This window comes from Barnesiella sp. An22, assembly GCF_002159975.1.
Lineage (GTDB): Bacteria > Bacteroidota > Bacteroidia > Bacteroidales > Barnesiellaceae > Barnesiella > Barnesiella merdigallinarum.
Genome location: NZ_NFJR01000010.1, coordinates 53289 through 79579 on the forward strand (window position 1 = coordinate 53289; position 26291 = coordinate 79579).

At 51.7% G+C, this 26291-nt stretch carries 18 protein-coding genes and 1 other RNA gene; 14 read left to right on the plus strand and 5 right to left on the minus strand.

Going from position 1 to position 26291, the window contains the following annotated elements:
* The first annotated feature begins 241 nt into the window (after positions 1 to 241).
* The 7 genes from B5F38_RS10135 (at position 242) to B5F38_RS10165 (ending at position 10299) form a co-directional block, all read left to right on the plus strand.
* The gene (locus B5F38_RS10135) at positions 242 to 1564 is read left to right on the plus strand and encodes a TolC family protein (protein ID WP_087409176.1); all 1323 of its coding nucleotides are present in this window, start codon (positions 242 to 244) and stop codon (positions 1562 to 1564) included.
* Between the two features lie 68 nt (positions 1565 to 1632).
* Complete coding sequence (locus B5F38_RS10140; RefSeq protein WP_087409177.1) at positions 1633 to 2730, plus strand: HlyD family secretion protein; 1098 nt, start codon at positions 1633 to 1635, stop codon at positions 2728 to 2730.
* 43 nt (positions 2731 to 2773) lie between these two features.
* Positions 2774 to 4450: an MFS transporter gene (locus B5F38_RS10145; protein ID WP_087409178.1), complete on the plus strand. Its 1677-nt coding sequence runs from the start codon at positions 2774 to 2776 to the stop codon at positions 4448 to 4450.
* Between the two features lie 56 nt (positions 4451 to 4506).
* Positions 4507 to 5391 (plus strand): AraC family transcriptional regulator, encoded by an 885-nt coding sequence (locus B5F38_RS10150; RefSeq protein ID WP_241147849.1) that lies wholly within the window; start codon positions 4507 to 4509, stop codon positions 5389 to 5391.
* A 30-nt stretch (positions 5392 to 5421) separates the two neighbouring features.
* Entirely contained in the window at positions 5422 to 5790 is a 369-nt protein-coding gene (locus B5F38_RS10155; RefSeq protein ID WP_087409179.1) for an arsenate reductase family protein, read from the plus strand.
* Positions 5791 to 5925: 135 nt separating this feature from the next.
* A complete protein-coding gene (locus B5F38_RS10160) occupies positions 5926 to 6498 on the plus strand; it encodes a 30S ribosomal protein S16 (protein ID WP_087409180.1) in 573 nt (190 codons plus the stop codon).
* Between the two features lie 372 nt (positions 6499 to 6870).
* Entirely contained in the window at positions 6871 to 10299 is a 3429-nt protein-coding gene (locus B5F38_RS10165) for a LamG-like jellyroll fold domain-containing protein (protein WP_087409181.1), read from the plus strand.
* A gap of 352 nt (positions 10300 to 10651) precedes the next feature.
* Here B5F38_RS10165 and B5F38_RS10170 read toward each other — a convergent pair whose 3' ends face one another.
* The 4 genes from B5F38_RS10170 to metF all read right to left on the minus strand — a co-directional run bounded on the left by B5F38_RS10170 (position 10652) and on the right by metF (position 14439).
* Positions 10652 to 11713, minus strand: coding sequence for a hypothetical protein (locus B5F38_RS10170; RefSeq protein WP_143240965.1), 1062 nt, complete (start codon positions 11711 to 11713; stop codon positions 10652 to 10654).
* A gap of 113 nt (positions 11714 to 11826) precedes the next feature.
* Positions 11827 to 12225: a transfer-messenger RNA gene (gene ssrA / locus B5F38_RS10175) on the minus strand.
* A gap of 110 nt (positions 12226 to 12335) precedes the next feature.
* Positions 12336 to 13457 carry a DNA polymerase III subunit gene (locus B5F38_RS10180; RefSeq protein WP_087409183.1) on the minus strand — a complete coding sequence of 374 codons (1122 nt, stop codon included), beginning with the start codon at positions 13455 to 13457 and terminating at the stop codon, positions 12336 to 12338.
* Between the two features lie 25 nt (positions 13458 to 13482).
* Positions 13483 to 14439 carry a methylenetetrahydrofolate reductase [NAD(P)H] gene (metF, locus tag B5F38_RS10185; RefSeq protein ID WP_087409184.1) on the minus strand — a complete coding sequence of 319 codons (957 nt, stop codon included), beginning with the start codon at positions 14437 to 14439 and terminating at the stop codon, positions 13483 to 13485.
* Positions 14440 to 14976: 537 nt separating this feature from the next.
* On the opposite strand from metF, the gene rd reads away from it, so the two are divergent.
* From rd to B5F38_RS10205, 4 genes are all read left to right on the plus strand, one after another.
* On the plus strand, positions 14977 to 15141 hold the full coding sequence (rd, locus tag B5F38_RS10190; RefSeq protein ID WP_087409185.1) for a rubredoxin: 165 nt from the start codon (positions 14977 to 14979) through the stop codon (positions 15139 to 15141).
* Positions 15142 to 15427: 286 nt separating this feature from the next.
* Complete coding sequence (locus tag B5F38_RS10195; protein ID WP_087409186.1) at positions 15428 to 16111, plus strand: response regulator transcription factor; 684 nt, start codon at positions 15428 to 15430, stop codon at positions 16109 to 16111.
* Between the two features lie 15 nt (positions 16112 to 16126).
* The gene (locus B5F38_RS10200; RefSeq protein WP_087409187.1) at positions 16127 to 17404 is read left to right on the plus strand and encodes a HAMP domain-containing sensor histidine kinase; all 1278 of its coding nucleotides are present in this window, start codon (positions 16127 to 16129) and stop codon (positions 17402 to 17404) included.
* A gap of 122 nt (positions 17405 to 17526) precedes the next feature.
* On the plus strand, positions 17527 to 17967 hold the full coding sequence (locus B5F38_RS10205; protein ID WP_087409221.1) for a PepSY-like domain-containing protein: 441 nt from the start codon (positions 17527 to 17529) through the stop codon (positions 17965 to 17967).
* Between the two features lie 174 nt (positions 17968 to 18141).
* On the opposite strand, the gene B5F38_RS10210 is transcribed toward B5F38_RS10205, so the two are convergent.
* The gene (locus B5F38_RS10210) at positions 18142 to 19329 is read right to left on the minus strand and encodes a pyridoxal phosphate-dependent aminotransferase family protein (RefSeq protein ID WP_087409188.1); all 1188 of its coding nucleotides are present in this window, start codon (positions 19327 to 19329) and stop codon (positions 18142 to 18144) included.
* Positions 19330 to 19627: 298 nt separating this feature from the next.
* Between B5F38_RS10210 and B5F38_RS10215 the strand changes: the two genes are divergently transcribed.
* From B5F38_RS10215 to B5F38_RS10225, 3 genes are all read left to right on the plus strand, one after another.
* Complete coding sequence (locus B5F38_RS10215; protein WP_087409189.1) at positions 19628 to 23602, plus strand: DUF4062 domain-containing protein; 3975 nt, start codon at positions 19628 to 19630, stop codon at positions 23600 to 23602.
* A 237-nt stretch (positions 23603 to 23839) separates the two neighbouring features.
* Positions 23840 to 24886: a UDP-3-O-(3-hydroxymyristoyl)glucosamine N-acyltransferase gene (lpxD, locus tag B5F38_RS10220; protein ID WP_087409190.1), complete on the plus strand. Its 1047-nt coding sequence runs from the start codon at positions 23840 to 23842 to the stop codon at positions 24884 to 24886.
* Between the two features lie 12 nt (positions 24887 to 24898).
* Positions 24899 to 26281, plus strand: coding sequence for a bifunctional UDP-3-O-[3-hydroxymyristoyl] N-acetylglucosamine deacetylase/3-hydroxyacyl-ACP dehydratase (locus B5F38_RS10225; protein ID WP_087409191.1), 1383 nt, complete (start codon positions 24899 to 24901; stop codon positions 26279 to 26281).
* Positions 26282 to 26291 lie beyond the last annotated feature (10 nt).

A 26291-nucleotide genomic window follows, 5' to 3' on the forward strand; every position in this document is an offset into this window, starting at 1 on the left:
AAAACGCACCACGGCCTGCCACAGGTTTCCCGTTCACTTCTGCCGCCTGCTTACCCTACCCATCCCCCTCCCCAAAAACGGTCCGGACCGGATCCGTTTCACAGCTTTACAGCGATTATCTCCCGTTTTTTATACCCCACTCATACAGAAACGGAAAATATGAACATACAGTAGGGAAATCTCATCGCGATAAAGCATATATAACTACCTATTTTTGCAGTGGATAAATGAAACAAACGTTATGAAGAGACTTTTATTTACATTTGCTGTTCTCTCTACGCTTTTTCCTCTTAAAGCGCAGGAGACGCTCACGCTCGAGCAGTGTCTGCTCATGGGCATCGAAAACAACCTCCAGCTACAGACGAGGCGCAACGACATCACGAAAGGCAAACACAATGTTACCGAAAACCGTGCCAAACTGCTGCCTCAAATCAACGCCGTAGGGTCGTTCAACGACAACTTCAATCCGCCCGTATCCGTAACCGACGGCTCGGCCTACGGCAACCCCTACAACGTGACCAAGACCTTGCAGTACAATGCTTCGGCCGGGCTCCAGTTGCAGATGCCGCTCTATAACCAGACACTGCTCACAACGCTCGACATCACGAAGATGATGGACCGCATCAACCGCCTCTCTTACGACAAGGCCCGCAACGACCTCATAGAGCAGATAACCCGCATGTACTATCTCGCCCAGAGCACGGCAGAGCAGATTGCCATCATCAAGGACAACATCGCCCGACTGGAAGAGCTGCGAGATATTACCGTAGCCTTTTTTGACAACGGTATGGCCATGGATGTCGACGTGAAGCGAGTGAACATCAACCTGGAAAATCTGCAAGTACAATGCGACAACGCCGAGGCCATGCTCACGCAACAGACCAACATGCTGAAGTATGTAATCGACTATCCGGCCGAAAAGCCCATAGCCCTTACCGCAGTCAATGCGGCAAGCGTCGAGGATATTGAACTCACCGGACTTTACGAGTCGTTGCCCGAGCTACAGCTGTTGCAACAACAGAGCGAACTGGCCAACAAGCAAGAGACGATGATTCGGCAAGGCTACCTGCCTTCACTCTCGCTCACAGGCAACTTCACCTACTCGGCTTTCACCGACAAGTTCTGCAACTGGTTTCACTCCGGCCCCTCCAACCACTGGTACAACTCATCGGGTCTGGGCATCACGCTGCGTATCCCAATATTCGACGGACTCGAGAAACGCTCCAAGATACGCAAGGCCAAACTCGATGCCGAGAACGCCCGCCTGGCCTACAACGACGCCCTCAAAGGGTTGCACACCCAATACCTCAATGCAACCTGCGACCTCATGAACAGCAGGCGCAACTTCACCAAGCAACTCGACAACTACCGGCTTGCCGAGGAGGTCTACGCCGTTACGGCCGACCGCTACCGCGAAGGCATAGCCTCGATGACCGAAGTGCTCCAAGACGAGATGCAGATGAGCGAAGCTCAAAACAGCTATGTGACCGCTCACTACAACTATCGCGTGACGGCCTTGTCGCTCTTGAAACTGACCGGCAAACTCGACTCTCTGCTGGAATAGACCTTTTCACAGAGCAACCGCACAGCGCACAAACACACTCATAATCAACCATTTTAGAATTTACTTCAATGAAAACTCCGAACAACAACATACAGAAAACCAACACCCTGGAACAACAAGCCAAAAGATTAAGGAAACAGCGCTCCCGCCAAATCGTAGCCAGCATCTTCGGCATTATAATCCTCGTATGCGGCATTGTGAAAATATCGATGATTTTTCTCGACTACAAAAATACCGAAACCAGCAACGATGCCCAGATAGAACAATATATCTCGCCGGTCAACCTTCGTGCCTCGGGCTACATCAAGCGAGTATGTTTCACTGAACACCAGAACGTAAGAAAGGGTGACACCCTCTTGATCCTCGACGACCGCGAATACCGCATTCGCGTGATGGAAGCCGAAGCTGCGCTGAAGGATGCTTTAGCCGGCGCATCGGTCATAGGACAGACACTGCAGACGACACAGGCTTCGGCCTCGGTCTACGAGTCATCGATTGCCGAGGTTAAGATACGCCTGGCCAAACTCGAGAAAGACCGCACCCGCTACCAGAACCTGCTTGAACGCAATGCCACAACACCGATACAACTGGAGCAAATCGAGACCGAATACGAGGCTACCCAAAAAAAACTGGCCGGACTGATAAGCCAGCAAAAGGCTGCCATATCGGGCGTGAACGAGGTATCTACCCGCCGCCAAAGCACCGAGGCTGCTGTCGAAAGAGCCCGCGCCGCACTCGAGATGGCCCGCCTCAACCTCTCCTACACCGTAGTCGTGGCTCCTTGCGACGGCAAACTCGGACGCCGTGCCGTCGAGGATGGGCAGTATGTTTCGGCCGGACAGACTCTCACCTACATCATACCCGACACCCAGAAGTGGGTGATTGCCAACTACAAGGAGACCCAGGTCGAAAACCTGTATGTAGGCCAGGAGGTAGCCATTACGGTAGATGCTCTTGACGGACATGAGTTCAAGGGACGCATCTCGGCCATCTCGGGAGCCACCGGTTCCAAATACTCGCTCGTTCCTACCGACAATTCGGCCGGTAACTTCGTGAAAATACGCCAGCGAATCCCGGTCAGAATCGACTTCACCGATCTGTCCGAAGCCGACAACGAACGCCTGGCTGCCGGCATGATGGTAATCGTAAAAGCTAAAATCGATTAAGCAAGCTGGCTCGTAAAGCATCTCTCACAAAAAGCTTAGAGTCATGAAACAAAATACGATAAGCCTCACCTATGGGGCAAAATATAAGAACTACCCGTTCTACAACTGGGTACCCAAGCCGCTGGGCATCATACTGCTGATACTGCTGTTTATCCCCATCCTCACCGTAGGTGGCGTTTATACAGCCAACAGCGGCGAAATGACAAGCGGACTGGGCATACAGTCGGAACACATACAGTTCGTGGGGTTCGTCACCTCCGTGGGCATGGCGGCCTTCTCGCCCTTCTTCTACCAGTTGGTGTGCATACGCCGCGAAAAGATGATGTGTGTCGTAGGGTTCTCCCTGATGTATCTTCTCAGCCATATCTGCGCCATCACCGACAGCATATTTGTACTGGCCCTGTGCAGCCTCATCATGGGGTTCTTGCGCATGGTACTCATGATGGTCAATCTGTTCTCGCTCATACGCTACGCTTTCGGCATGGAAGCTACGCAAAACATCACACCGGGCAACGAACCTGTCAATGAAGAGGGATGGGACCGACTCGACTCGGAGAAGAGCAAGAGCATGCCGATAATATATCTGTTCTTCATGATCCTGGGACAGTTGGGTACATCGCTCACGGCATGGCTGGCTTATGAATACCAGTGGCAAGACGTGTACTACTACATGATGTGTATGACGCTCGTAGCTATACTCATCGTCCTCGTCACCATGCCTTACCACACCTACAACAACCGGCGTTTCCCCATTACGTTCCGCAAGTTTGGCAATGTGGCCGTTTTCAGCGCCATGATGACCTGCGGCATCTACGTTCTCGTGTATGGCAAAACGCTCGACTGGTTCTCCGACCCCACCATCGTACGCTCCACGATACTTACGGTAGTCTTTGCCCTCGTGTTCTTCTACATGGAGTGGTCTCACCAATCGCCCTACTTCCTCATGGGGGTATTCCGCCTGCGCACCATCAACATGGGTATCGTCCTGTTCCTCCTGCTCATGGTGTTCAATACCAGTTCGATGTTTGTCAACGTGTTTACCGGCATGAGCATGAAAATAGACAACTGGCAGAATGCCGCCTTGGGCAACTGGAGCATGCTGGGCTATTTCATCGGGGCCGTGATAGCCATCTTCCTGGGCTCCCGCAACGTAAAGCTGAAATATCTTTTCGCTTTAGGTTTCTTGCTCATCGGCCTGTCGTCCCTGTTCATGTATTTCGAAGTGCAGACCGACGGTCTGTACGAGAGGATGAAGTACCCGGTAATCATACGCTCGACCGGCATGATGCTCATCTACTCCCTCACGGCCGTGTATGCCAACCAACGCATGCCCTACAAGTATCTGTCGACCTGGATATGTATCATGCTCAGTGTGCGTATGGTTATTGGCCCGGGTATCGGTTCGGCCCTCTATTCCAACGTGCTCCAGCACCGCCAGCAGCACTACATCACAATGTTTGCTCAAGATGTAGACCGCATCAACCCCCAGTCGGCCGCCGACTACGACCAGACGGTAAACGGGATGCGCTGGCAAGGCCGCAGCGAGACCGAGGCCGAACACATGGCTGCCACGTCTACTAAAGGCAAAATACAAGTGCAGGCCACCCTCTCGGCCGTCAAGGAGATGTCGGGGTGGACCTTCTACGGTTGTATCATTTCAATGCTCTTCGTACTCATTTATCCATACAAGAAGAGGGAATTATCTGCTTGGCGGGAATAACAACCCGCCAAGTCAGATAATTTTTATTACCTTAGTGGCGATAAATATTTGCCCCTATGGAAAAAACACTTTATGAAAAGGCTACGGCCCGGCTTGACACGCTGCAAGAAATGATGTCGGGCCAGGCCGATGTGTGCTCGTCGGGGGGTACCGTTTCTGATTTCCCGGCATGTATGAAAGAGGGGTTTATCAGTTTCGGTATAGGCCTCATCGTGTGCCACGAAGGCGAGTTCGAGTTCACCTTGTCGGGCCGCTCCTACAAGGCCAGCCGCAACGAAACCGTCTTTATGCCCGAGGGGGGTCTCTTCCGCGTTACACGGCAATCGGCCGACGTGCTCCTGAGCCTCATCATCTACCACACCGAATCCATCCGCGACATCATGGGGGCCATGGTACAATCGGTACACCTCTATACCCTCATGTCGTCCAACATACCCTGTGTGTGGAGTACCGGCTGCGAAAACGACATCGCCCGGTACATCTCCCTGATAAAGGCCAAAGATATTTCGTCCGAAGATTTCTTTTCGATCAACGAGCACAAGTTGCTGCTGCTATCACTCACCTACCGGCTTTGCTCCGTGTTCAGCCAGAAATTCCTGTCGAACAGCCCGACCCATGCCCGGCGCACCGAGATATTTCTGAAACTGATACGACTCATCGACCGCCACTTCATGCACGAGCGGGGTGTGGCATTCTATGCCGACAAGCTATGCCTCTCGCCCAAATATCTGTCAGAACTATCAAAATCTGTTTGCGGATATACCGTTCAAGAACTGGTATTCAAAAACATAACACGCAAAGCCATGTCGCTGCTCGACAGCACCCACAAGACCGTAGCCGAAATTTCCGACGAACTCAATTTCCCTACCCCATCGAGTTTCGGCACATTTTTCCGCAAGCAAACAGGCTTATCGCCTCAAAAATATCGCAACCAAGCATAAACCGAAGTACAACAATCATTACCGACACCTATGGAAATTTTGTTTTACCAATACCCTCCATGCAGCACCTGCCGCAAAGCGGCCCAATGGCTGCGCGACCATCACATCGAGGTAACAACCCGGCACATCGTAGAGACTCCGCCCACGGCTCAAGAGCTCGTCCAATGGATTGCCCGCAGCGGGTTGCCTCTGCAAAAGTTTTTCAACACCAGCGGCCAGCGATACCGCGAGCTGCGGGTGAAGGAGCGCATCCTCACCGCCCAGCCCCAGGAGCTGATCGAGCTGCTGGCCTCGGACGGCATGCTCATCAAACGCCCGTTGCTGGTCACCGGCGACCGGGTGCTCGTGGGTTTCGCCCCCACCCAATGGGAAGAGGCTCTATGCCCCCAGTCGAAATAACGGTACACCGCCACCCCCGAAGCGGACAAACCGAAGCAAACAAAAAGAAAATTAAAGAGTTTTACTTGCACGATTCGCAAAGAAACACTACCTTTGCGCCGCTAATGCAAATACTAACCAATTAAAAAATTTCAAATGGCAACAAAAATCAGATTACAGCGCTTTGGTCACAAAGACTATGCGTTCTATCAAATTGTAATCGCCGATAGCAGGGCACCACGTGATGGTAAGTTTATTGAAAGGATAGGTTCTTATAATCCGAACACTAATCCTGCTACAATAAATTTGAATTTCGAACGGGCTTTGTATTGGCTGACAACGGGTGCTCAACCCACCGACACCGTGCGCAACATCCTCTCTCGTGAAGGTGTATTGCTGAAAAAACACTTGCTGGGCGGTGTAAAGAAAGGTGCTTTTACCGAAGAAGTTGCAGAACAACGCTTCGAAGCGTGGTTGAAAAACAAGAAATCGGCTACCGATGCTGAAAAGGCTAAAATCTCTGCCGCTAAAGACGCTGCTGCCAAGAAACGTCTCGAAGACGAAGTAGAGAAGAACAAAGTGAAAGCCGAAGCTGTTGCTGCTAAGAAAGCTGCCGAAGCTGCCGCCAAGGCCGAGGCTGAAGCCGCTGCCAAAGCAGAAGCCGAAGCTGCCGCTGCTGCAGAAGCTCCCGCCGAAGAAGCAGCTCCCGCTGCCGAAAATGCTGAATAATCCAAAACTTAGACAGCATATCGAGACGGAGTATCCACACCAGGATACTCCGTTCTCTTTTTATAAACACCTCTCTACTCCGCACCCTACCCTCTCGCACCCCTGCCGCCAAGGAGTATTTAACACATCGATTGATTCCATTAAAGCCCATTCACGACTTTTTTTATAAAAAAGGATAAAATAAATTCCTTTTTCTACTAGGGACCCTACTCGATATAGAGTTATTATATATGATAAAAATTTTTTTTGCAAAAAACAGATTTGCAAGCCTATTTTACGGGGGGGTAACCATGAAAAACAGATGATCGAAAAAAAACAGATAATCGAGAAACATCCAATAAGAACACATTTTTTTCACTAAACTTTTATATCATGAGAAAACATTTTTTACTATTCTCTCTATTGTTTGTTCTCTTGCCATTCTTCACGACACAGGCACAGGAGAATAAAGCGATCAACATTCCACAACTCAACATCAACTGGAGCACCTCGGCCTACCGACTGGAAGTACCCGAAACAATCTTGGGCGACCGTAACGGTGGTGAAACCGACCGCACAGGAAAATCGTTTACCCTGTCGGCCTGGATCAACATGGACCAGTTTACCAATGGTAGCTACAACAACAAGGGAAATGTAATTATGGGTCACGGCGCCCGCTTTCACTTCAACTACAACGGCAGCCTGGTATTGGCTACAACAACCGACGGTACCCTCAAAATCATTTCGGGGGGTGGCAACACCGTGTCGGGCAATATCGATGCAACCGTCGCCTTGAATACCTGGACCTATCTGACTCTGGTTTATGACAACAGCGACTTTTCGGTAAAAGTCTATAAAGATGGCGTCTTGGTCGATACCCGCAACAACGGCTCGCAATTGACTCTATTTGGCGATGACCCCTGTATCTTCTATGTAGGCGGCACCGGTTTCTCGGGTCTCTGCGACGAGATGCAGTTCTATAACCGAGCTCTCACGGCCGACGAAGTTGCCCAAGCCTACAACAACAATCCGCAAGGCGTCTCGGGTCTGACTGCCTGGTACGACTTCAACGAAATCGAGAGCGGAACAACCGGTACGTTTGCCAACAAGGCTACCGGCTCGGCTCATGCCGACACCAAGGCTGTATTCTATAACCTCACCAACGCCACGCTGAGCAGCGACGGTGGCTATACCTCTATTAAGGCCTTTACCGAAACTGCTCCTACCCTGGCCGAAGGCCGCACGATTGAGATCACCACGATGTACACCGTAACCGTGCCCGAGACCATAGAGAACGGAACACTCTCGGTCATGAGCGGCGAAACGGCCCTCAACGCCGGTGAAAACCAGGTAGAGGCCGGTACCGAATTGACCATCACGGCTACTCCGAACAAAAACTATTTCGTAGAGTCGCTTACCGTAAACGAAGCTCCCGTTGAAAACGGCGGCACTTATGTTGTAAACGAAGATGCTACCATCGCCGTTTCGTTTGCCGAAATCGAAATGCACAACGTATCGGTTGCCATCGACGAAAGCGTAGATTATCAAATCGCCATGAACGGCGAACCGGTCGAAGACCTCACGTCGATAGTTGCCGGCAGCAAACTGACGCTGACCATCAACGCTCTGCCCCAAGGCAAGAAACTCGTATCGGTAACCCTTGGCGACGAGCCCCTCGAGGCTAACGAAGACGGCACCTACACCTTCACAGTAACTGCCGACGCTACCCTCACCGTTACACTGGCCGACATTACCTACTATACCGTAACCTTGCCCGAAACCGTAGAGAACGGTACACTTACTGTTATGAAGGGCGACGTAGCCCTCAACCCCGGCGAGAATACCCAAATCGAAGAGGGTACTACCCTGACCATCACCGCTACTCCCAACTCGGGTTACGAAATCCTCTCGTTGCAAGTCAACGGCGAAGATTTCACCAGCGGTAACACCTATGTAGTGAATCAGAACGTAACGATTACGGCCTCCTTCCAGTTCGAAGGCCCCAAAGCCGTACTGGTTCCTGAAATCAGCGGTCAATACAAATATCAGTTCCGCTTCGACGACAAAGTATTGGGCGAACACGAAAATGGCGTGAACAACTCGTGGAACAACGGCAATGTAACCGGTACCGACCACCGCGCCCGCAACTTCACCATGTCGGCCTGGATTAAGGCTGTCAGCACCGGTGGCGACGGTCAGATTCTCGGTCACGGACAATCGCTCTTCTACAACGCCACGGGTACATTCGGTGTATTCCTCAACAACGGTCGTCTCACCTTGAAAGCTCGTTCCTGGGAAGATGGCGGCAGCTGCCCCGGTATTGCCGAAGTAGCTACCAATGCTACCCTCACCACCGACGAATGGGCCTTCATCTCGGTAGTAGTAGATGATGTAAACAAGACCATCAAACTCTACAAGAACGGCAAACTGGCCGGTACGGGCGACTTGGCAACCATCGTTGAAAACGGCGTACGCGAAGGCCACGGTATCGGTCTGCTTCAAGACGAGTGCGTATTCTTCGTAGGTAACGGCGGTTTCTCCTGCTATGTTGACGAAGTACAGGTATGGACGAAGGCTCTGGATGAAAAAGAGCTGAAAGAGTCGATTCGCGGCGGTTACACGCAAGAAAACATGCCTCAAGAGCTGGTTGCCTACTACAAGATAGAAAATGACTCGGAAGCCGAGTTGGAAAACAAAGGCTCCTACGGTGCCTGCCCCGCCGGTGTGGTTGAAGGTACGACCAAATTGCAAGGCTCACCCTACTGGACCGATGTATATACCTGCGACTTTATCTCGGTACAGATTGTCGAAGGTCACACCTTCCCGACCAACAACCTCACCATTACCCAACCGACCGAAGGCGGTACATTCAAAGTAGTGAATGCCCAAAATGAAGAGGTAACCAGCGGCCCCATCGACCAGTTCACGGCACTGACCGTTGTTGCCGAACCGGCCGAAGGATACCGTCTGGACAAAGTATTGGTTAACGGCGAAGAGAACAGCGGCACGACCTTCGTAATCGAAGACGATACCGAAGTAACCGTAGTCTTCACCAACCAAGCTACCGTAAGCTACACGACCGCTGCTCATGGTCAGGTAGAGATGTTTATCGACGATGCTACCGAGGCCACCGCATTCGGCGAAGTTACCCTGGGTTCGAAAGTAACCTTGAAAGCTACCCCCGACGAAGGCTATGAACTGACCTCGCTCCTGATCAACGGCGAAGAGAAGATTGACGAAGTAGCCGACAACACCTACACCATCGCTTCGCTCGACGGAGACGTGACTGTCGAAGCTGCCTTCAGCGAAAAGGTTCTCTACTGGCAAATCACCTGCATGGTTGAAGGTAACGGTACGGTTACCATCTACGACGAAGAGGGCACGCAATACCCCAGCGGTTACAGCCAGATTCCGTCGAATGTAGACATGAGACTGGAATTCGAGCCGGCCGAAGGATACGAAATCGTTGACTTCTACGAAACCGATGCCGAAGGCGAAACCACTTCGTTGCTGACTCAGATTCAATCGAATGTATACAATATCGGCCGCCTCACCGGCAACCACATCTACAACGTGAAGTTCAGTGCTATCAGCGGCATCGAAGAAACCATCGACGCCCTCTCGATCTACTGCAACGCCGGCATGCTCTATGTAAACGGCCTGGGCGAGAACGCTACGATTGAAATCTACGACATCACCGGCAAACTGGTGAAAGTGGCTCACGAAGCTCCCGTCAATGTAAGCGACCTGTACAACGGCTGCTACATCGTGAAGGTAGCGATGAACAACGCCGAGAAGGTGGTAAAATTTATCAAACGATAAGCCTTTGCATTTCGACCGACCGACGGTAATCCGTTGCGGTCAATAGCCAACCAATCGGGGCCGCCTCGCATCGCGAAGCGGCCCCGATTCTTTACACCCCTTCCTGCCGGCATCGATAGTCCCCGAAAACGATACAACGGGGGGAAGAAAAAACAAGGGCCATATCTTCGTCGCGATATAATCCCTGTTGTATATCATAAAATCGGGAATCGAATATTCTATCAAATCATTTCTCGCAGCACCCTTTGGAGAAAGTCTTATCCTCTTGACAACACTGCCACAACCGCTTTTCTGCTCATACCTGCCAGCGGGCTCGACAAAACGCCCGACTCCACCTCATACAAAGGCAAAGCTATTTCAAATGTGCATCGAACGTAACAAGCAGCGTCACGCCACTGGCCTCTTTTTTGGAGTACATGATGCCGATTGTATGGCCTTCCCAGTAGCCCTGGTATCCGGCAGACATACCCCATTTGTGCTTCTTCATTTCTATACCCAACATATTCAATTCGCGGCACATCTGTTCGGCTACGTTTTTCACGTTTTTCGCCTCGGTCTTCACATGAAACTGAACCGACTTGACAGAGTCGCTCTTCTCATCTACGCAGCTAACCCATACATAGTCTACCACATAATCCGCGTAAGGGAACTGCACGTTGGCAAACAGGGTCGGCTGGCCAGAAAAGTCCTTATCGGTACGGACGTTGGTAAATAAGGACGGGGTCGTCAGAGCCACGCCTTGCAATACAGAGAAGGAAATCTGGCGAGTATTCACCACCCCCAAAGGACGCTCCAGCATCATCGCCACGGTGAGCGGGAAAGTCTTGTCGATGTATTTCGAATAGTCCACCAAAGCCTCACGGTCATCCGACTCGCCATAATACAGAATCACCCGGGTCTCCTTCTCCACACCGTCCTCTTCCAGCAGGCCGGTTTTACTGTTCACGCTGCGATGCCGCACCTCCCGCTCAACCCAGTTGCCCTTATCGTCATAGCGGAGTATCCGGTAGTTATCCACGCTCAGCAGGGTGGAATTATTATAGAACACCGACTTCTCGATACGCTCAGCGGCCGAGTTGTATTCATACATGGTGGTCATTTCGCCCAGCAAAGCCACATCGTTTTCAAAAACGAGCAGCCCGTTTAACTCATCATATTGATACTCTGTACAAAACTGATTACAACGCTCCAGAAGATAGCCGTCGGGACTGTATTTGCCTATATCCTGTACGGCTTGATTGTTGACCGAGATCAAGCGGCCGTCGAAATCATAAGTATATACCTCGTCTCCACTTTTTATCATTTTCACATGGCCATAGGCATCCTCGACAACGGCATCGTAATACTTCTGCGCCCCGACCGAAGGAATGCTCAACAGCAAAACGGCACATAGGGAAACAATCCTGTTTTTCATATCTGTCCTAACTTTTAGGCCACAGCCAACCACGTGACGGAAAGAGGGTATGGCACAATTACGGAAACGGGGTCACATCTTGTTTTCAGACACAACCCCGGATAATTAAATTCTTGTGGAGCTGGAGGGATTCGAACCCTCGTCCAAACGAGGAACTAATGAGCTTTCTACATGCTTATCTTCGCTTTGATTGTCGGGTACAGACAAGACCGAAGCCACCAATCTGTACCTTAGTTTCTAAAATTTCATCGTCGGCCCGAAACCTGCCTCCGACTATTTCCGATATTATTGCACCACCGATTCGGTACGCTTCGGAACCACAGCAACCGGGTGATGTCTTGTCTCCGCAACTGTTGCAGAGATTAAGCTAATCTACTGTACTTCGATTAAGCAGCAAGAGCGTAGTTATTTTCGCCAGTTAAATTTTTGCTGTCTGAGATTATAGAGCGGGGCAACAAACGCTCTGCATGCTTACCCACCACTTCTACCCGCTGTCAAAACCGGTCAGCCCCAGTGGTAAACTTCGTTCTCCCCCTCGAACGCTTTCGATGAGGGACAACAAAGATAATGCTTTTCCGGCAGATTCTACCGGCTTCCCCGAAAAAAAAATGAATTACAGGTCTCAACTCTTCAACAGCAGAATGAGTTTGATGGCCAGGTCGAAGAGTACGATTTTGGCATTGGCGTTCTGCCCGATGTCGTTCTGGGCATCGCTCAGGTGCTTCATAATGGCCTGCACGTTGCGCTCGTGAATGAAGGGGGCAAAGCGGGTCGAGAACTGCTCCTCCTCGCGATTCATATACGACAGTTCGGGCATGTGCAGGTTGTAGATATAGTTCTCGCGCACCATGCGCTGGGCATAGGCCAGGAAACGGCGCAGGCGCTCGCGACCCAGGTCGGCCACCTCTTCGCTCCACGCCTTCAGGTCTTTTATCTTGCGCCCGTAGGCCAGGCGCATCACCTGCACAAAGTAGTTGAAGAACAGGCGGCTCTCCTCGTTCAACTGGAGCGACTCGCACGCCCGCAGATAGCTGCCCTCGGCCACATGGGCTACAGCCAGGGCATCCTGCGCGGCAATGCCGTAACGGCTCTGCAACGCCTCGGCAATGACCGGCGTGGGGAGCGAACGCATCTCGATGAGTTGCGACCGCGACCGTATGGTACCCAGCACCCGCTCGGGGTTATTGCTCACCAGCAGGAAGACACTGCCGGGATAGGGCTCCTCGAGCAGCTTGAGCAGCTTGTTGGCACAGGTATCGTTCATGCGCTCGGGCAACCAGATAATCATGATTTTATAAGGCGACTCGTAGCTCTTCAGCGACATCTTGCGCAAGATGCTCTCGCTCTCCTCGCCATAAATCATGGCCTGCTTGTTCTCGGCATTGATGTAGCTCAGCCACGAGTCGATGCCGAAATAGGTATGTTCTTTCAAGAACTCGCACCACTCGGGCAGATAGTCGTCGCAGATGCGTTTCTTCTTCTCGACCTTGACAATGGGAAAGACAAAATGCAAGTCGGGATGCGTGAAGGCCGCATACTGCTTGCACGACGGGCACACCCCGCAGGCATCGCCCTGCTGGCGGTTGGTACAGTGTATATAGCGGGCATAGGCCATGGCCATGGCAAACTTGCCTATCCCCTCGGGACCGCACAACAGTTGAGCATGAGCTATGTGGCCGCTGTCGACCGAACGCAGCAACCGCTGTTTCACCTCGTCTTGCCCGATTACATCTTTGAAAAACATATCGCGTTCTCTCCCCTCTTCTCTTTTAATAAACCTGCTTGGCTATCTGGTAGACACTGTCGACAGCCATAAGCGAATAGAAGTGTATGCTGGGCACTCCCCTCGCCTTCAATTCGCGCGACTGGGCCGTGCACCACTCGATGCCCACCTGCTTCACCTGCGAGTCGTCCTTGCACTTGGCCACCTCGCGCACCAGTGCATCGGGTATATCCACATGGAATACCCTCGGCAACAGGGTGAGCTGCGAGGCCTTCGAAATGGGTTTCAGCCCCGGCACGATAGGCACGGTGATACCGGCAGCCCGGCAGCGGTCCACGAAGTTGAAGAACTTGCTGTTGTCGAAAAACATCTGCGTCACGATGTAGTCGGCCCCCGTGTCGACCTTCGCCTTCAACCACTTCATGTCCTCGTCGGGGTTGGGCGACTCGTCGTGCTTCTCGGGATAGCCGGCCACCCCATAGGAGAAGGGGCGCGAGCTGACTACATCCATGGGGGTGCCGTCGATGAAGAAACCCTCGTTGAAACGGTTCACCTGCTGCTCCAGCTCGATGGCATGCTCATACCCGCCCGGCACCGCCGTGTAGCGGCTCTCGTGTTTGGCCTTGTCGCCCCGCAGGATAAGCAGGTCGCATATCCCCAGAAAGTTGAGGTCGATCAAAGCATACTCGGTCTCGTGGGCCGAGAAGCCGCTGCATATCATGTGAGGCACCGTAGGTATCTGGTATTTGTTCTTGATGGCGGCGGCCACCGCTACCGTACCGGGACGGCTGCGCTCCGATACCCGGCGGAACAATCCGTCGGGCGTATCCTTGTAGACCAACTCGCTGCGATGTGTCGTAATATTGATATAGAGAGGATCAAATTCACGCAGCGTGTCGATAGTCTTGAACGACTTCTCGATGCTGCTCCCCTTCAGCGGGGGTAATATTTCAAACGAAAAACCGGTACTCCCGTTATTCTTCAGTAAATCGGCAACCTTCATAACTCTTTTTTCTGCGAGGTCCTCGCCGGGAATTATCTCACCCCGACAGGTCACCTCCTGTTGACACATCTTTTTTACGAAAGACAAATGTACAATAAAATCCCGAAAAAGAGAAAACCGCCTACTCCTTTCTGCTTCAACTGTTAAAGACTATATATAAAACAGCCATTTTCGATTCACATTGATTAAAATAGATTAAACGCAAGAAAATTTCTGCTCAAATATTATGTTTGAAAACATATTTACCCCTATATTTGCACTGTGTTTTTCATGGTATTAGATTTAAGGTTAACAAAGATTGGTTGTCGTGAGACAATCAATTTTTTTTTGTGCCTACTCGAAGGGGGCAACCGTACGCTCCCAATAGATAAAGTCGACTTGCACACCTCCCACCCAAATGTTAGAATATCCAAACAATACCCAAAAAGAGGGAGGTAATTTGGTTTGTATACCCAAAGATTGTATTTTTATCCCCGAGATAAGTCCTTATTCAGGACAAAACCTAATAAAAACCTATTTTTATAAAAAAAGACTGATATGAAAAAGTACATTTGCACAGCATGTGAATGGGTTTACGACCCCGCAGTAGGTGATCCCGATGGTGGCATCGCTCCCGGCACTCCGTTTGAAGATATTCCGGAAGATTGGGTTTGCCCGGTTTGCGGCCTTGGTAAAGACGCATTCGAAGAGGTAAGCGAATAATTCGCGCCACACCTTACACCATAGAGAGTCTGTATCGCCCACTCGGCGGTACAGACTTTTTTTTATTGCCCCACTCGATGATGACGTGCAGGTCTCCCTGCACTCAATACGGGGCCCAGGAGTGAGCGTTTGTGAGGATTCACTTTTACGGGAATTTCCCTACCCGGGCACTCATGGATTCCGCATCGGAGTGAGGAATGACAGAAACAGTGAGGAATGACAAAATCCACAAAAAATTTTCGTTCATTTCAGATTCTCTACAAAATCAAATGTATAAATTTGAAACATGAAAATACTGATTGTAGAAGACGAACCCTCCCTGCGGGAGATTATGCAACGGGCACTGGCACAGGAGCGCTATGTGGTCGAGACGGCTACGAACTATGCCGAGGCCGATGCCAAACTGGCGGCCTATACCTACGACTGCATTCTGCTCGACATCATGCTGCCCGACGGCAACGGGCTGCAGCTGCTCGAACATCTGAAGCAGCAACGCAAGCGCGAAAACGTGATTATCATCTCGGCCCGCGACTCGCTCGACGACAAGATTCTGGGGCTCGACATGGGGGCCGACGACTACCTGCCCAAGCCCTTCCACACGGCCGAACTGCTGGCCCGCATCAAGAGTGTGCTGCGGCGGGGCAAGAGCGGCGGCGAAATGGCGCTGTGCCTGGGCAACGTATCGCTCGAGCCCGAGAGTTCGCGGGTGCTGGTGGCCGGTCACGAGCTACCGTTGCTGAAGAAGGAGTTTGACATCTTGTTCTACTTCATGCAACGCCCCAACCACCTGGTCGACAAGTCGGTCCTGGCCGAAGCCGTGTGGGGCGACCACGCCGACCAGGCCGATAACTTCCACTTCGTTTACGCCCAGATGAAGAACCTGCGCCGCAAGCTGGCCGATGCCGGTGCCGACATCGAGATAAAATCGGTCTACGGGTTCGGCTACAAACTTATCCCCCCGACCGAATAAAATCTCTATCGCCGCATGAAACTGATTTATCGCATAGCGTTGCGCCTCTCGGCCGTACTCATCCCGCTCATGGCTTTGTGGGCCACGCTGTTCTATTTTATGACGGTCGACGAAATCAACGACGAGGCCGACGACGCCCTCGCCGACTACTCCGAACTGATTATCGTGCGCATGCTGGCCGGCCGGGAGCTCCCCCCGCTGAACAGCGGCTCGAACAACAGCTACTCGATTACCCCGGTCACGCGCGAATATGCCGACTCGAAATCGCATATCGAGTATTACGACGCCGAGGTCTATATCCCCGAAAAGGAGGAGACCGAGCCGGCCCGTATCCTCTCGACCATCTTTTGCGACAACGACGACAACTACTACGAACTGAAGGTGGCCATGCCTACCTTCGAAAAGGAGGACCTCGTGCGCACCATCCTCTTCTGGATTGCCCTGCTCTACCTGGTTCTACTCCTTACCCTCATCGGGGTAACCACCTGGATATTCCACCGCAGCATGCGCCCGCTATACGCCTTGCTGCACTGGCTCGACAACTTTACGCTGGGAAAAACCAATACGCCGGTCCCCGACGACACACACATCACCGAATTTCACAAGCTCAACGTAGCAGCCCAAGAGGCAGCCAACCGCTCGGCAATGCTTTTCGAACGGCAGAAACAGTTCATCGGCAACGCCTCGCACGAACTGCAAACCCCGCTGGCCATCCTGGGCAACCGCATCGAGTGGTTGCTCGACAATACCGAGCTGAACGAGAAACAGATCGAAGAGCTCTTCAAGATGCAACGCTCGCTCAGTCACATCGTCCGCCTCAACAAGACGCTGCTGTTGCTCACCAAGATAGAGAACGGACAGTTCCCCGAGAGCACCGAAGTAGACATTGCCGCCCTCATCCGGGAGCAGGCCCCGCTCTACAACGAAATCTACGAATCGCGCCAGATCGACTGCCGCATCGACCTCCCCGACCGCTTCGTCGTCTCGATGAACGACTCGCTGGCCTCGACCCTCATCACCAACCTGCTCAAGAATGCCTATGTGCACACCGAGCCCGGCCACGGCATAGACATCGCGCTGCATAACCGCACGCTCACCATCGCCAACGACGGCAACACTCCGCTCGATGCCGACCACATATTCGACCGCTTCTACCAGGGGAACAAGAAAGAAGGTTCTACCGGTCTGGGGCTGGCGCTGGTCAAGGCCGTATGCCGCTACTACAACCTCGACATCGAGTACCGATATACCGACGGGCGGCACTGTTTTGCCGTCACCTGGCCCCAAAAGTGAGAAAAAAGTGATTTTTTTCGAGAAATTTCCCAAAATTTCAAATTCGCTTCAAAATTGTACTCAATCTTTGTACCATCAAAAGAAAACAAAACAAATGTATAACCCATAAAATTTTGAACATTATGAAAAAGTTATTGATTCTCTCGACCATTCTGATGATCTTCGGCATTACCACCGCTTGCGCCGACAACGACAAACCCATTGCCGTAACCCAGTTGCCCGCCAAGGCCCAACAATTCATCAAGAGCTATTTCCCCAACGAAAAAGTGGCTCTGGCCAAAGTCGAGCGGGAATTCCTGGAGACCCGCTACGAAGTGGTATTCACCAACAGCTCGAAGGTAGAGTTCTGGAAAGATGGCGAGTGGAAAGAGATCGACTGCAAATACTCGGTCGTTCCCACGAAACTCATCCCCACCCAAATCGCTCAATATGTATCGCAGAACTATCCCGACACCCAAATCGTAAAAATCGACCGGGACAAACGGGACTACGAGGTAAAGATCACCAACGGTCTGGAACTGACATTCGACAAACAATTTAATCTGATAGACATAGACGATTAACCGCACCACATCGTTGGTTTATGGGGCCCGTTCTCGCAGAGATTGCGAGAACGGGTTTTTCCTTTTACCCGGTCTGCATCCACACGGCACCGCAACAATCCCCGCGTACCGGCAAAAAAAATACCGCCGAAGAGAAGAGTCTCCGGCGGTATTTTTTCAACCTATACTTATATCTTACTTGATAATTTCGAGGCGTTTGAAACACTTCTCGATCTTATCGAGAGCAATGTCTACTTGAGCACGTGTGTGCGTAGCCATCAGCGAGAAGCGAATCAGCGTATCTTTGGGAGCTACGGCCGGAGCCACAACCGGGTTGACGAAGATACCCTCGTCGAAGAGGTCGCGGGTTACCCGGAAGGTCTTCTCGTTGTCGCGGATAAAGAGCGGGATAATAGGCGTGCAGGTGTTGCCTATCTCGCAACCGATGCGACGGAAACCTTCGAGAGCGTAGTTGGTCACATCCCACAGGTTGGCGATACGCTCGGGCTCACTCTCCATAATGTCGAGGGCGGCACCTACGGCAGCCGTCGAAGCCGGCGTGATGCTGGCGCTGAAGATATAGGAGCGAGAGTTGTGACGCAGGTAGTTGGCCGTCACCTTGTCGGTAGCGATGAATCCGCCCAGCGAAGCCAGCGACTTGCTGAAGGTACCCATAATCAGGTCTACATCGTCGGCTACCCCGAAGTGGTCGCAGGTACCACGACCGTTGCGGCCGAAGACGCCGATACCGTGAGCCTCGTCGACCATCACGGCGGCATTGTATTTCTTGGCCAGACGTACAATCTCGGGCAGGTTGGCTACGTCGCCCTCCATCGAGAAAACACCGTCGGTCACAATCAGCTTCACCTTGTCGGGATCGCAGTTACGCAGCTGCTCCTCGAGCGACTCCATATCGTTGTGACGATATTTTACCGGAGTCGAGAAAGACAAACGGCGGCCTTCGATAATCGAAGCATGGTCGAGCTCGTCCCACAAAATATAATCGCCACGGCCGGTCACACAGGATACGACACCCAGATTGACCTGAAATCCAGTTGAGTAAATGATAGCCTCTTCCTTACCCACAAACTTGGCCAACCGATGTTCCAACTCTTCGTGAATATCGAGTGTACCGTTCAGGAATCGCGAACCGGCACAACCCGTACCATATTTACGGATGGCAGCGATAGCGGCTTCCTTGATTTTGGGGTGATTGGTAAGGCCTAAATAGCTGTTCGAACCGAACATCAAAACTTTTTTACCATTGATTAAGACCTCGGTGTCCTGATCGCTTTCTATCTTGCGGAAATAAGGATAAACACCCAGTGCCTTGGCTTTCTGCGGAGCATCATACTTCGACAGTTTCTCTTGCATCAATTTCATAGTTTATTGCTGTATCTATTTTGTTATAAACTATTTGCACAACCACGACGTTTCGTAAAGTGCCTTTGAAAATACAGGGTGCAAAGGTAACACAAATATCCGAATAAAAACCATTTTTACTAAAAAAAACTCCGCTTTATCTCTAAATTCGTATTTCATACTCCCCTGTTATCGAACAAATCATTATATTTGTAAATATGCTTTTTGTTATTTTTCTCATTCTTTCATAAAGGATGTAGAGTTACACGTCTCGATTACTCACAAAAAACGACAGTTATCCAACCAAAAGACCCGAAACATGACCACAAATTCAAGGCCCTGGCAATCGTTTACCATCTTCATAAGCAGCACATTTACCGACATGGACGCCGAGCGGGACTACCTGAACAACATCATCGCCCGTGATTTAGAACGCGAATTTGAGAAACGGCGTGTGTCGCTGACCTTTGTCGACCTGCGCTGGGGGGTGCACACCGATAAGGAGAAACGACAAGACGAGCGAGAACTCTCGGTTCTCAATGTATGTATGGAAGAGATAAAGAGAAGCCGCCCCTTCTTTGTGGCCCTGCTCGGCCATCGCTATGGATGGGTACCCTCTCAAGAGTGCTTCCAACGGATTCTCAACCAGATGGACGACGAAGACCGTTCTCTGCTGCAAGGAGCCGAAGGGTACAGCGTTACGGCCATGGAAATTCTGTTCGGGGCTCTGGGACGCAAGGACCTTCTGCCCCACAGTCTGTTCTACTTCCGCGACAAAGAGTCTTACGACAATATGCCTGCCGAAAAACTACCGCAGTACATCGACCCGGTAAATTCCGACAAACTGGAACACCTCAAACAGCATATCCGTTCACGCTGCGAAGCCGAGCGGTTAGACAACGTACACACCTATCGTTTGGAGTGGAAAGACGACCGCTTCACCCGGCTGGAAGAATGGGGCGAACAACTGAAACGGCAGTTACGCCACGAGATAGAGACCGAACTGGCCGACACGGCCAACACCGCACCCCAAACCTGGATTGAGGCAGAAGAGCTCCAACAAGAGATTTTCCGGCATACACAGACTCGCCTGTTTGTCGGGCGGCAGAAAGAGCTCGACACGTTGGAACATTTTGCCCTCACCCGACAAGGGGTCATAGTCATCCCGAGCTACCCCCTGATGGGGAAAAGCGCCCTGCTGTGTCAACTGTACACCCGGCTGGTGAAACGACCGGAGTTCATCGTGCTGCTGCACTGCACCAAGGTTTCGCTCTATGCCGACTATACCTACCGTATGTTTTGCCGATTCGCATCACGGCTATGTACCGAACTGAATATCCCGTATGCCGAACCCGACAAAGTCGGGAACAAAGCCCGTTTATATTTTCTGGATTTGGTACATCAGGCTACGGTAAACAAGCGTAAGGTTATACTTCTCATCGATTCGACCGACGCATTCCGCCCATCGGACGACGCATCCAATTACAGTTGGCTCCCCGACGAAGCCTGCTGCATACTCACTTGCAAAAAAACAGCCGAAGAGGGATACGAAAAGGAGATTACAATCTATAAACCAGAGGCTCAAGTGCTTTCTCTTCCCTTTTTAACCCGGCAAGAGGCACTATTGCTTCTTCAGGAGCAATGTCGATTGTATCACAAGAGCATACCCGACTCCTTAATCGACCTGATTCTATCCAAAAAATACACCGGGGACGAACCTCTCGAATGGAGTCCCGACGGATATTATGCCTATTACAACCCCCTATGGATAAAACTCCTGGTCTGGTATCTGGTTTCGCTCGACGAGGCCGACTATGCCAAGGCCCGATACACCGGCAGCGAGACCGACAACGAAAAAAGGCTGGAGAACTACCTGCTCCAGTGTGTGCAGGAAGCTCCGGTCTTCCCCTCCCACCTCGTCGTCCAATCCATCATTCCCCGCCTGCTGCACGACGTGGACAAAAATTTCTTATGGAGCGCCCTGTTTCTGCTCGCATTCTCCTACCGGGGCCTGAGCGAAACCGACCTCAAAGTGCTGCTGGGGCCATCGTGGAACCCGCTCGCATTCTCCAACATACACCACTATCTCAAAGACATACTTGTCCAAGACTACGAGTCGGGAACCTGGTATTTCACCTACCAGCACATATCACAAATGCTCAGCAAACTGCCCTCTCAAAGGACCAAGCAAGCCCTGTTTTTCAATCTGTCCCTATACTACCTCGGCCCGGGCAAGAACCGCCCCCACGCATCTCAAAAAGAGGTCTATTACTGTCTGATGGCCGATCTGCCCTTAACCGCCGCATACACTTGCATCGACCCCGACCTGAGTAACGAAAATCTGGAAACGACGGTTACCGAAATAACCGAAAACATCAAATCAGATGCTCCGGCAATGCTGCCCTGGGTTATCAACATGTTCTGCCTATCACGGGATCAAGCCCATCAATACAATCGAGAACGGGTTAACAACAATGATTTTTGGGAAATGATGGAATCGTACGGTTACACCCGATTATACCAGATAGCCATAGAGTACCTGTATCCGCAACTGAACTGGTGGAGAAAGGAGATTGCCTTGCAGTTTGCCCAAGGTATCGAGAACAGCGTCAAAGCGTATGCAGACCGCCACCCCGAAAACAGCGATGCCTGGAAACTGCTCAAAGAGCTTTATTACAAGATACTCGATTCGGCCGAAGCCATGGGAGATTTCCAAACGACCAAAAAGTACGCCCAGCTTATCGATTCGCTGGAGGCTGATAAAAAAGAGATACCGGACAGTATAGGCGACCAAATGAAAGGCCGGGCGGCCCTGAACGAAAAAGACTACGCACTCGCCGAAAAACTGTTTACACGTTCCTACTCGAAAGACAAGCAGAATTACCAGGCCTCACCCCACGACATTCAACTCGCATACAATATATTCTCCAGCTGCCTGCACTTGCTCGACCTGTATCGCCGCACGTCCAACCGGGACAAGCAACGGAGACTGATTGAAGAGGCTCAAACCTATATACCTCAGATTTCGGCCCGCACCGAGTTCCTTGACACCATAGCCGCTTTCTGTCACCTGGCCGGACAAGCCTACGTCGATATGGACGACAGCAAAAAAGCTTTGCCATTCCTTACCCAAGCCATCGAGATGCGTACCGCCCTGCACGAACAGAACTTGCAAAACGACCACTACACCATCGAATTGGGCATTGCCTATGAAACATTGGGCACCTACTACGAAGACCGCAACGAAAACAATCGGGCCTTGACCTGCTACCAAAAACAATTCGACCTGTTCCAGAAAGTTCTGATTGCAGACCCTCAAAACATGGAATGCCGGCACTTCTTGTTGATTGCCGCCTGCCACTTGTGGGATATACATAAAGAGGTATCGGACGAGTCCAACGAAAAGTGGGAAGAGCTGAACAACACCCTCGTACAATTAGGTATCACCACCGACTCTACGATATGGGAGCCCTATGAACTGCAACACGTCGGCCAGGCCTATTTCTTCTTATACCAGATCTGGGAAAAACAATCGCCCGAAGAGCAACTGTATACCCCGCAGGATATGTTCACCGCCCTGCTGGACGGTTGGGCCCTTCTCGAAAAATCTTTTATCCAAACCCAGATACCCCGCTTCATCGTGCTCGGCCTCTTCTGCCTGTACTACCGGTTGGAGATTGCCGTCAAATACGGCTTTGACCAGAAAGAGGTACTCGAGCTGTTGATCAACTCCTATTATACCTATCAAAGCCCGGAGGTATCTGCCGACATTCCATTGGGACAAACAATCGTTACAAGAATCGAACGAGTGCTCTCCATGTTGCAGAAAAAAAAGGCAACACCCTTGCAATCACTCTTCTCCTCGGCCTACGAAAAAGGCGACTATGCCGAAGCGATTGCCCGCTATGACGAGATACAAAACCCGTCTGTCCACGAGCAAATGGTCTATGCCCTCTGCCTGTTGAGAGCCAACCTGAAAAAGAAGGCCGAGCTCATATTCAACGACATCCGCCAACAGGCCACCGAGCGGGATGTCTGGTTGCTGGCTACCCTCAATTTAGGCACATGCCTCTTGTTGAACGGCAAAATGGACGAGTTTCAAACGCTGTTCAAAGAGCTCACCGAGGTCGAGAAACAACGGGAACAGGCGCAACTGCTGCTCCATGCTTATCGCCTATATGCCTCCTCTCTCGAAGACAATCGCCCCTGGTACAAACGCTGGTTAGGGTCACGACCAACTACAAACCGTCCCCCCTTGTCTTTGCCCAAACCTTACGGTTGGGAAAAGATATAAACCGACAAACTGCAACCCGCAGAGCAAAACCTATGTAAAAAGATAATATCCAATATATTACAATCGGTTACAACTTCCTGCTCCATCTATTATGGAATCAGGGATATCAGGTGAATATACCCAACCGCAACCCCTGCTTGTAATTGTTTTGTAATAAATTCGTCGGGTTATTACCCAGAATTTGAAAAAAAATTGCGAAATTTGCCGATTGTATAACCCTTATGACAGAGAACAAATATGAAATTCTCAGCACAACAAATAGCAGATTTTCTGCATGGTGAGCTGGTGGGCGATGCCTCGGTCGAGGTGAGCAACCTCTCCAAAATCGAAGAAGGCACCCCGGGGACACTCACCTTCCTGGCCAATCCCAAATACACGCATTATATCTACCAGACTCATGCCAGCATTGTGTTGGTACATCGCGAGTTCGAGCCCGAGCATCCCATCGAGGCCACGCTCATCAAGGTAGACGACCCCTATGCCTGCCTGGCCATGCTGCTCAATCTGGTGAACGCTTCGCTCACGGCCAAGCAAGGTATCGAACAACCCAACTATGTAGCCGCATCGGTCACGCTCCCCGACGATATTTACCTGGGAGCCTTTGCCTACATTGGCGAGCGGGTAAAACTGGGAAAGAATGTCAAGATATACCCGCAGGTATATGTGGGCAACGACGTCACCATCGGCGACAACGTCACCCTCTACCCGGGTGTGAAAATCTATCACAGCTGCGTAATCGGCAACAACTGCACCCTGCACGCAGGCGTTGTCATCGGAGCCGACGGTTTCGGGTTTGCTCCGCAGGCCAACGGCGAATATGCCAAGATTGCCCAGATAGGCAACGTGATTCTTGAAGACAATGTCGAGGTAGGTGCCAACACCACCATCGACCGCGCCACCATGGGCTCGACCATCATCCGCAAAGGGGTGAAACTCGACAACCTCATACAGATTGCCCACAACGTAGAGGTGGGCGAACACACCGTTATTGCCGCCCAGGCCGGTATAGCCGGGTCGGCCAAGGTGGGCAGCCACGCCATGATAGGCGGCCAGGTGGGTGTGGCCGGCCACATCAGACTGGGCGACCGCATTCAGGTGGGAGCTCAGTCGGGTATCCCCAACCACGTCGACGACGATGCCGTCATCATGGGTTACCCCGCCGTCCCCTCCAAAGAGTTTGCCCGGCAGGTGGTCTACATCAAGCGTCTGCCCGAACTGACTCGCACGGTCAAGGAGCTCTCCAAAGAGATAGAGTCGTTGAAAGAACAACTGAAAAACAAATAAAACTCAATATCGATGAAACAAAAAACCCTCAAAAACAGTTTCTCGGTGAGCGGAAAAGGATTACACACCGGTTTGGAAATCACCGCAACCTTCCTCCCCGCCCCCGAACATCATGGATATAAGATACAGCGTATCGACCTCGAAGGGCAACCCATTATCGAAGCGCTGGCCGAAAACGTAGTAGAGACCAGCCGGGGCACGGTGATTGCCGAAGGCGATGCCCGTGTAGGCACTATCGAACACGCTATGGCTGCCCTGTATGCCGCCGAAATTGACAACTGCCTCATTCAGGTAAATGCCCCCGAGCTGCCTATTCTCGACGGCAGTGCCGCCGTGTATGCCGAAGAGATAGAACGCTGTGGCCTCGTAGAGCAGAATGCCGAACGGGAATACTACCTGATTAAATCGAAAATCGAGTTGCACGACGAAGAGAGCGGTTCGTCGATTGTCGTTCTGCCCGACGATGAGTTCAGCATCAATACCCTCATCTCGTTCGACTCGCCCATACTGAGCAACCAGTTTGCCAGCCTCGACGACCTGCACGACTTCAAGAAAGAGATTGCCGGTGCACGCACCTTTGTCTTTGTGAGAGAGGTAGAGCCCCTCGTAAAGCACAACCTCATCAAGGGTGGAGACCTCGACAACGCCATCGTCATCTACGACCAAAAGACCTCGCAGACCGAGCTCGACCGTCTGGCCGACCTGCTGGGCGTGCCCCACAAGCATGTAGACGAACTCGGCTACATCAACAACAAGCCGCTCGAGTTTGACAACGAGCCGGCCCGCCACAAACTGCTCGACATCCTGGGCGACATCGCTCTGGTGGGCAAACCCATCAAGGGCCGCATCATCGCTACCCGTCCGGGGCATAAAATCAACAACCAGTTTGCCCGCCTCATCCGCAAGGAGGTACGCCGTCAGGACATCCAATGCCCGGTCTACAACCCCAACAAGGCTCCGCTCATGGACATCAACCGCATTCGCCAGTTGCTGCCCCACCGCTACCCCTTCCTGCTCGTCGACAAGATTATCGAGATGGGTACACGCCACATCGTAGGTGTGAAAAACGTATCGGGCAACGAACCCTTCTTCCAGGGCCACTTCCCCGCCGAGCCCATCATGCCGGGCGTTCTGCAAGTCGAGGCCATGGCTCAGACCGGTGGTCTGCTGGTATTGAGTACCGTCGAGGAGCCCGAGCGCTACTCGACCTACTTTATGAAAATCGACAATGTCAAATTCCGTCAAAAAGTAGTTCCGGGCGACACCATCATCTTCCACCTGTCGCTCATGTCGGAGATACGCCGGGGATGTGCCTACATGAAAGGCTATGCCTTCGTAGGGGAACGCATTGTGACCGAGGCCGAATTTATGGCACAGATTATCAAGAACAAATAAATACTAAAAC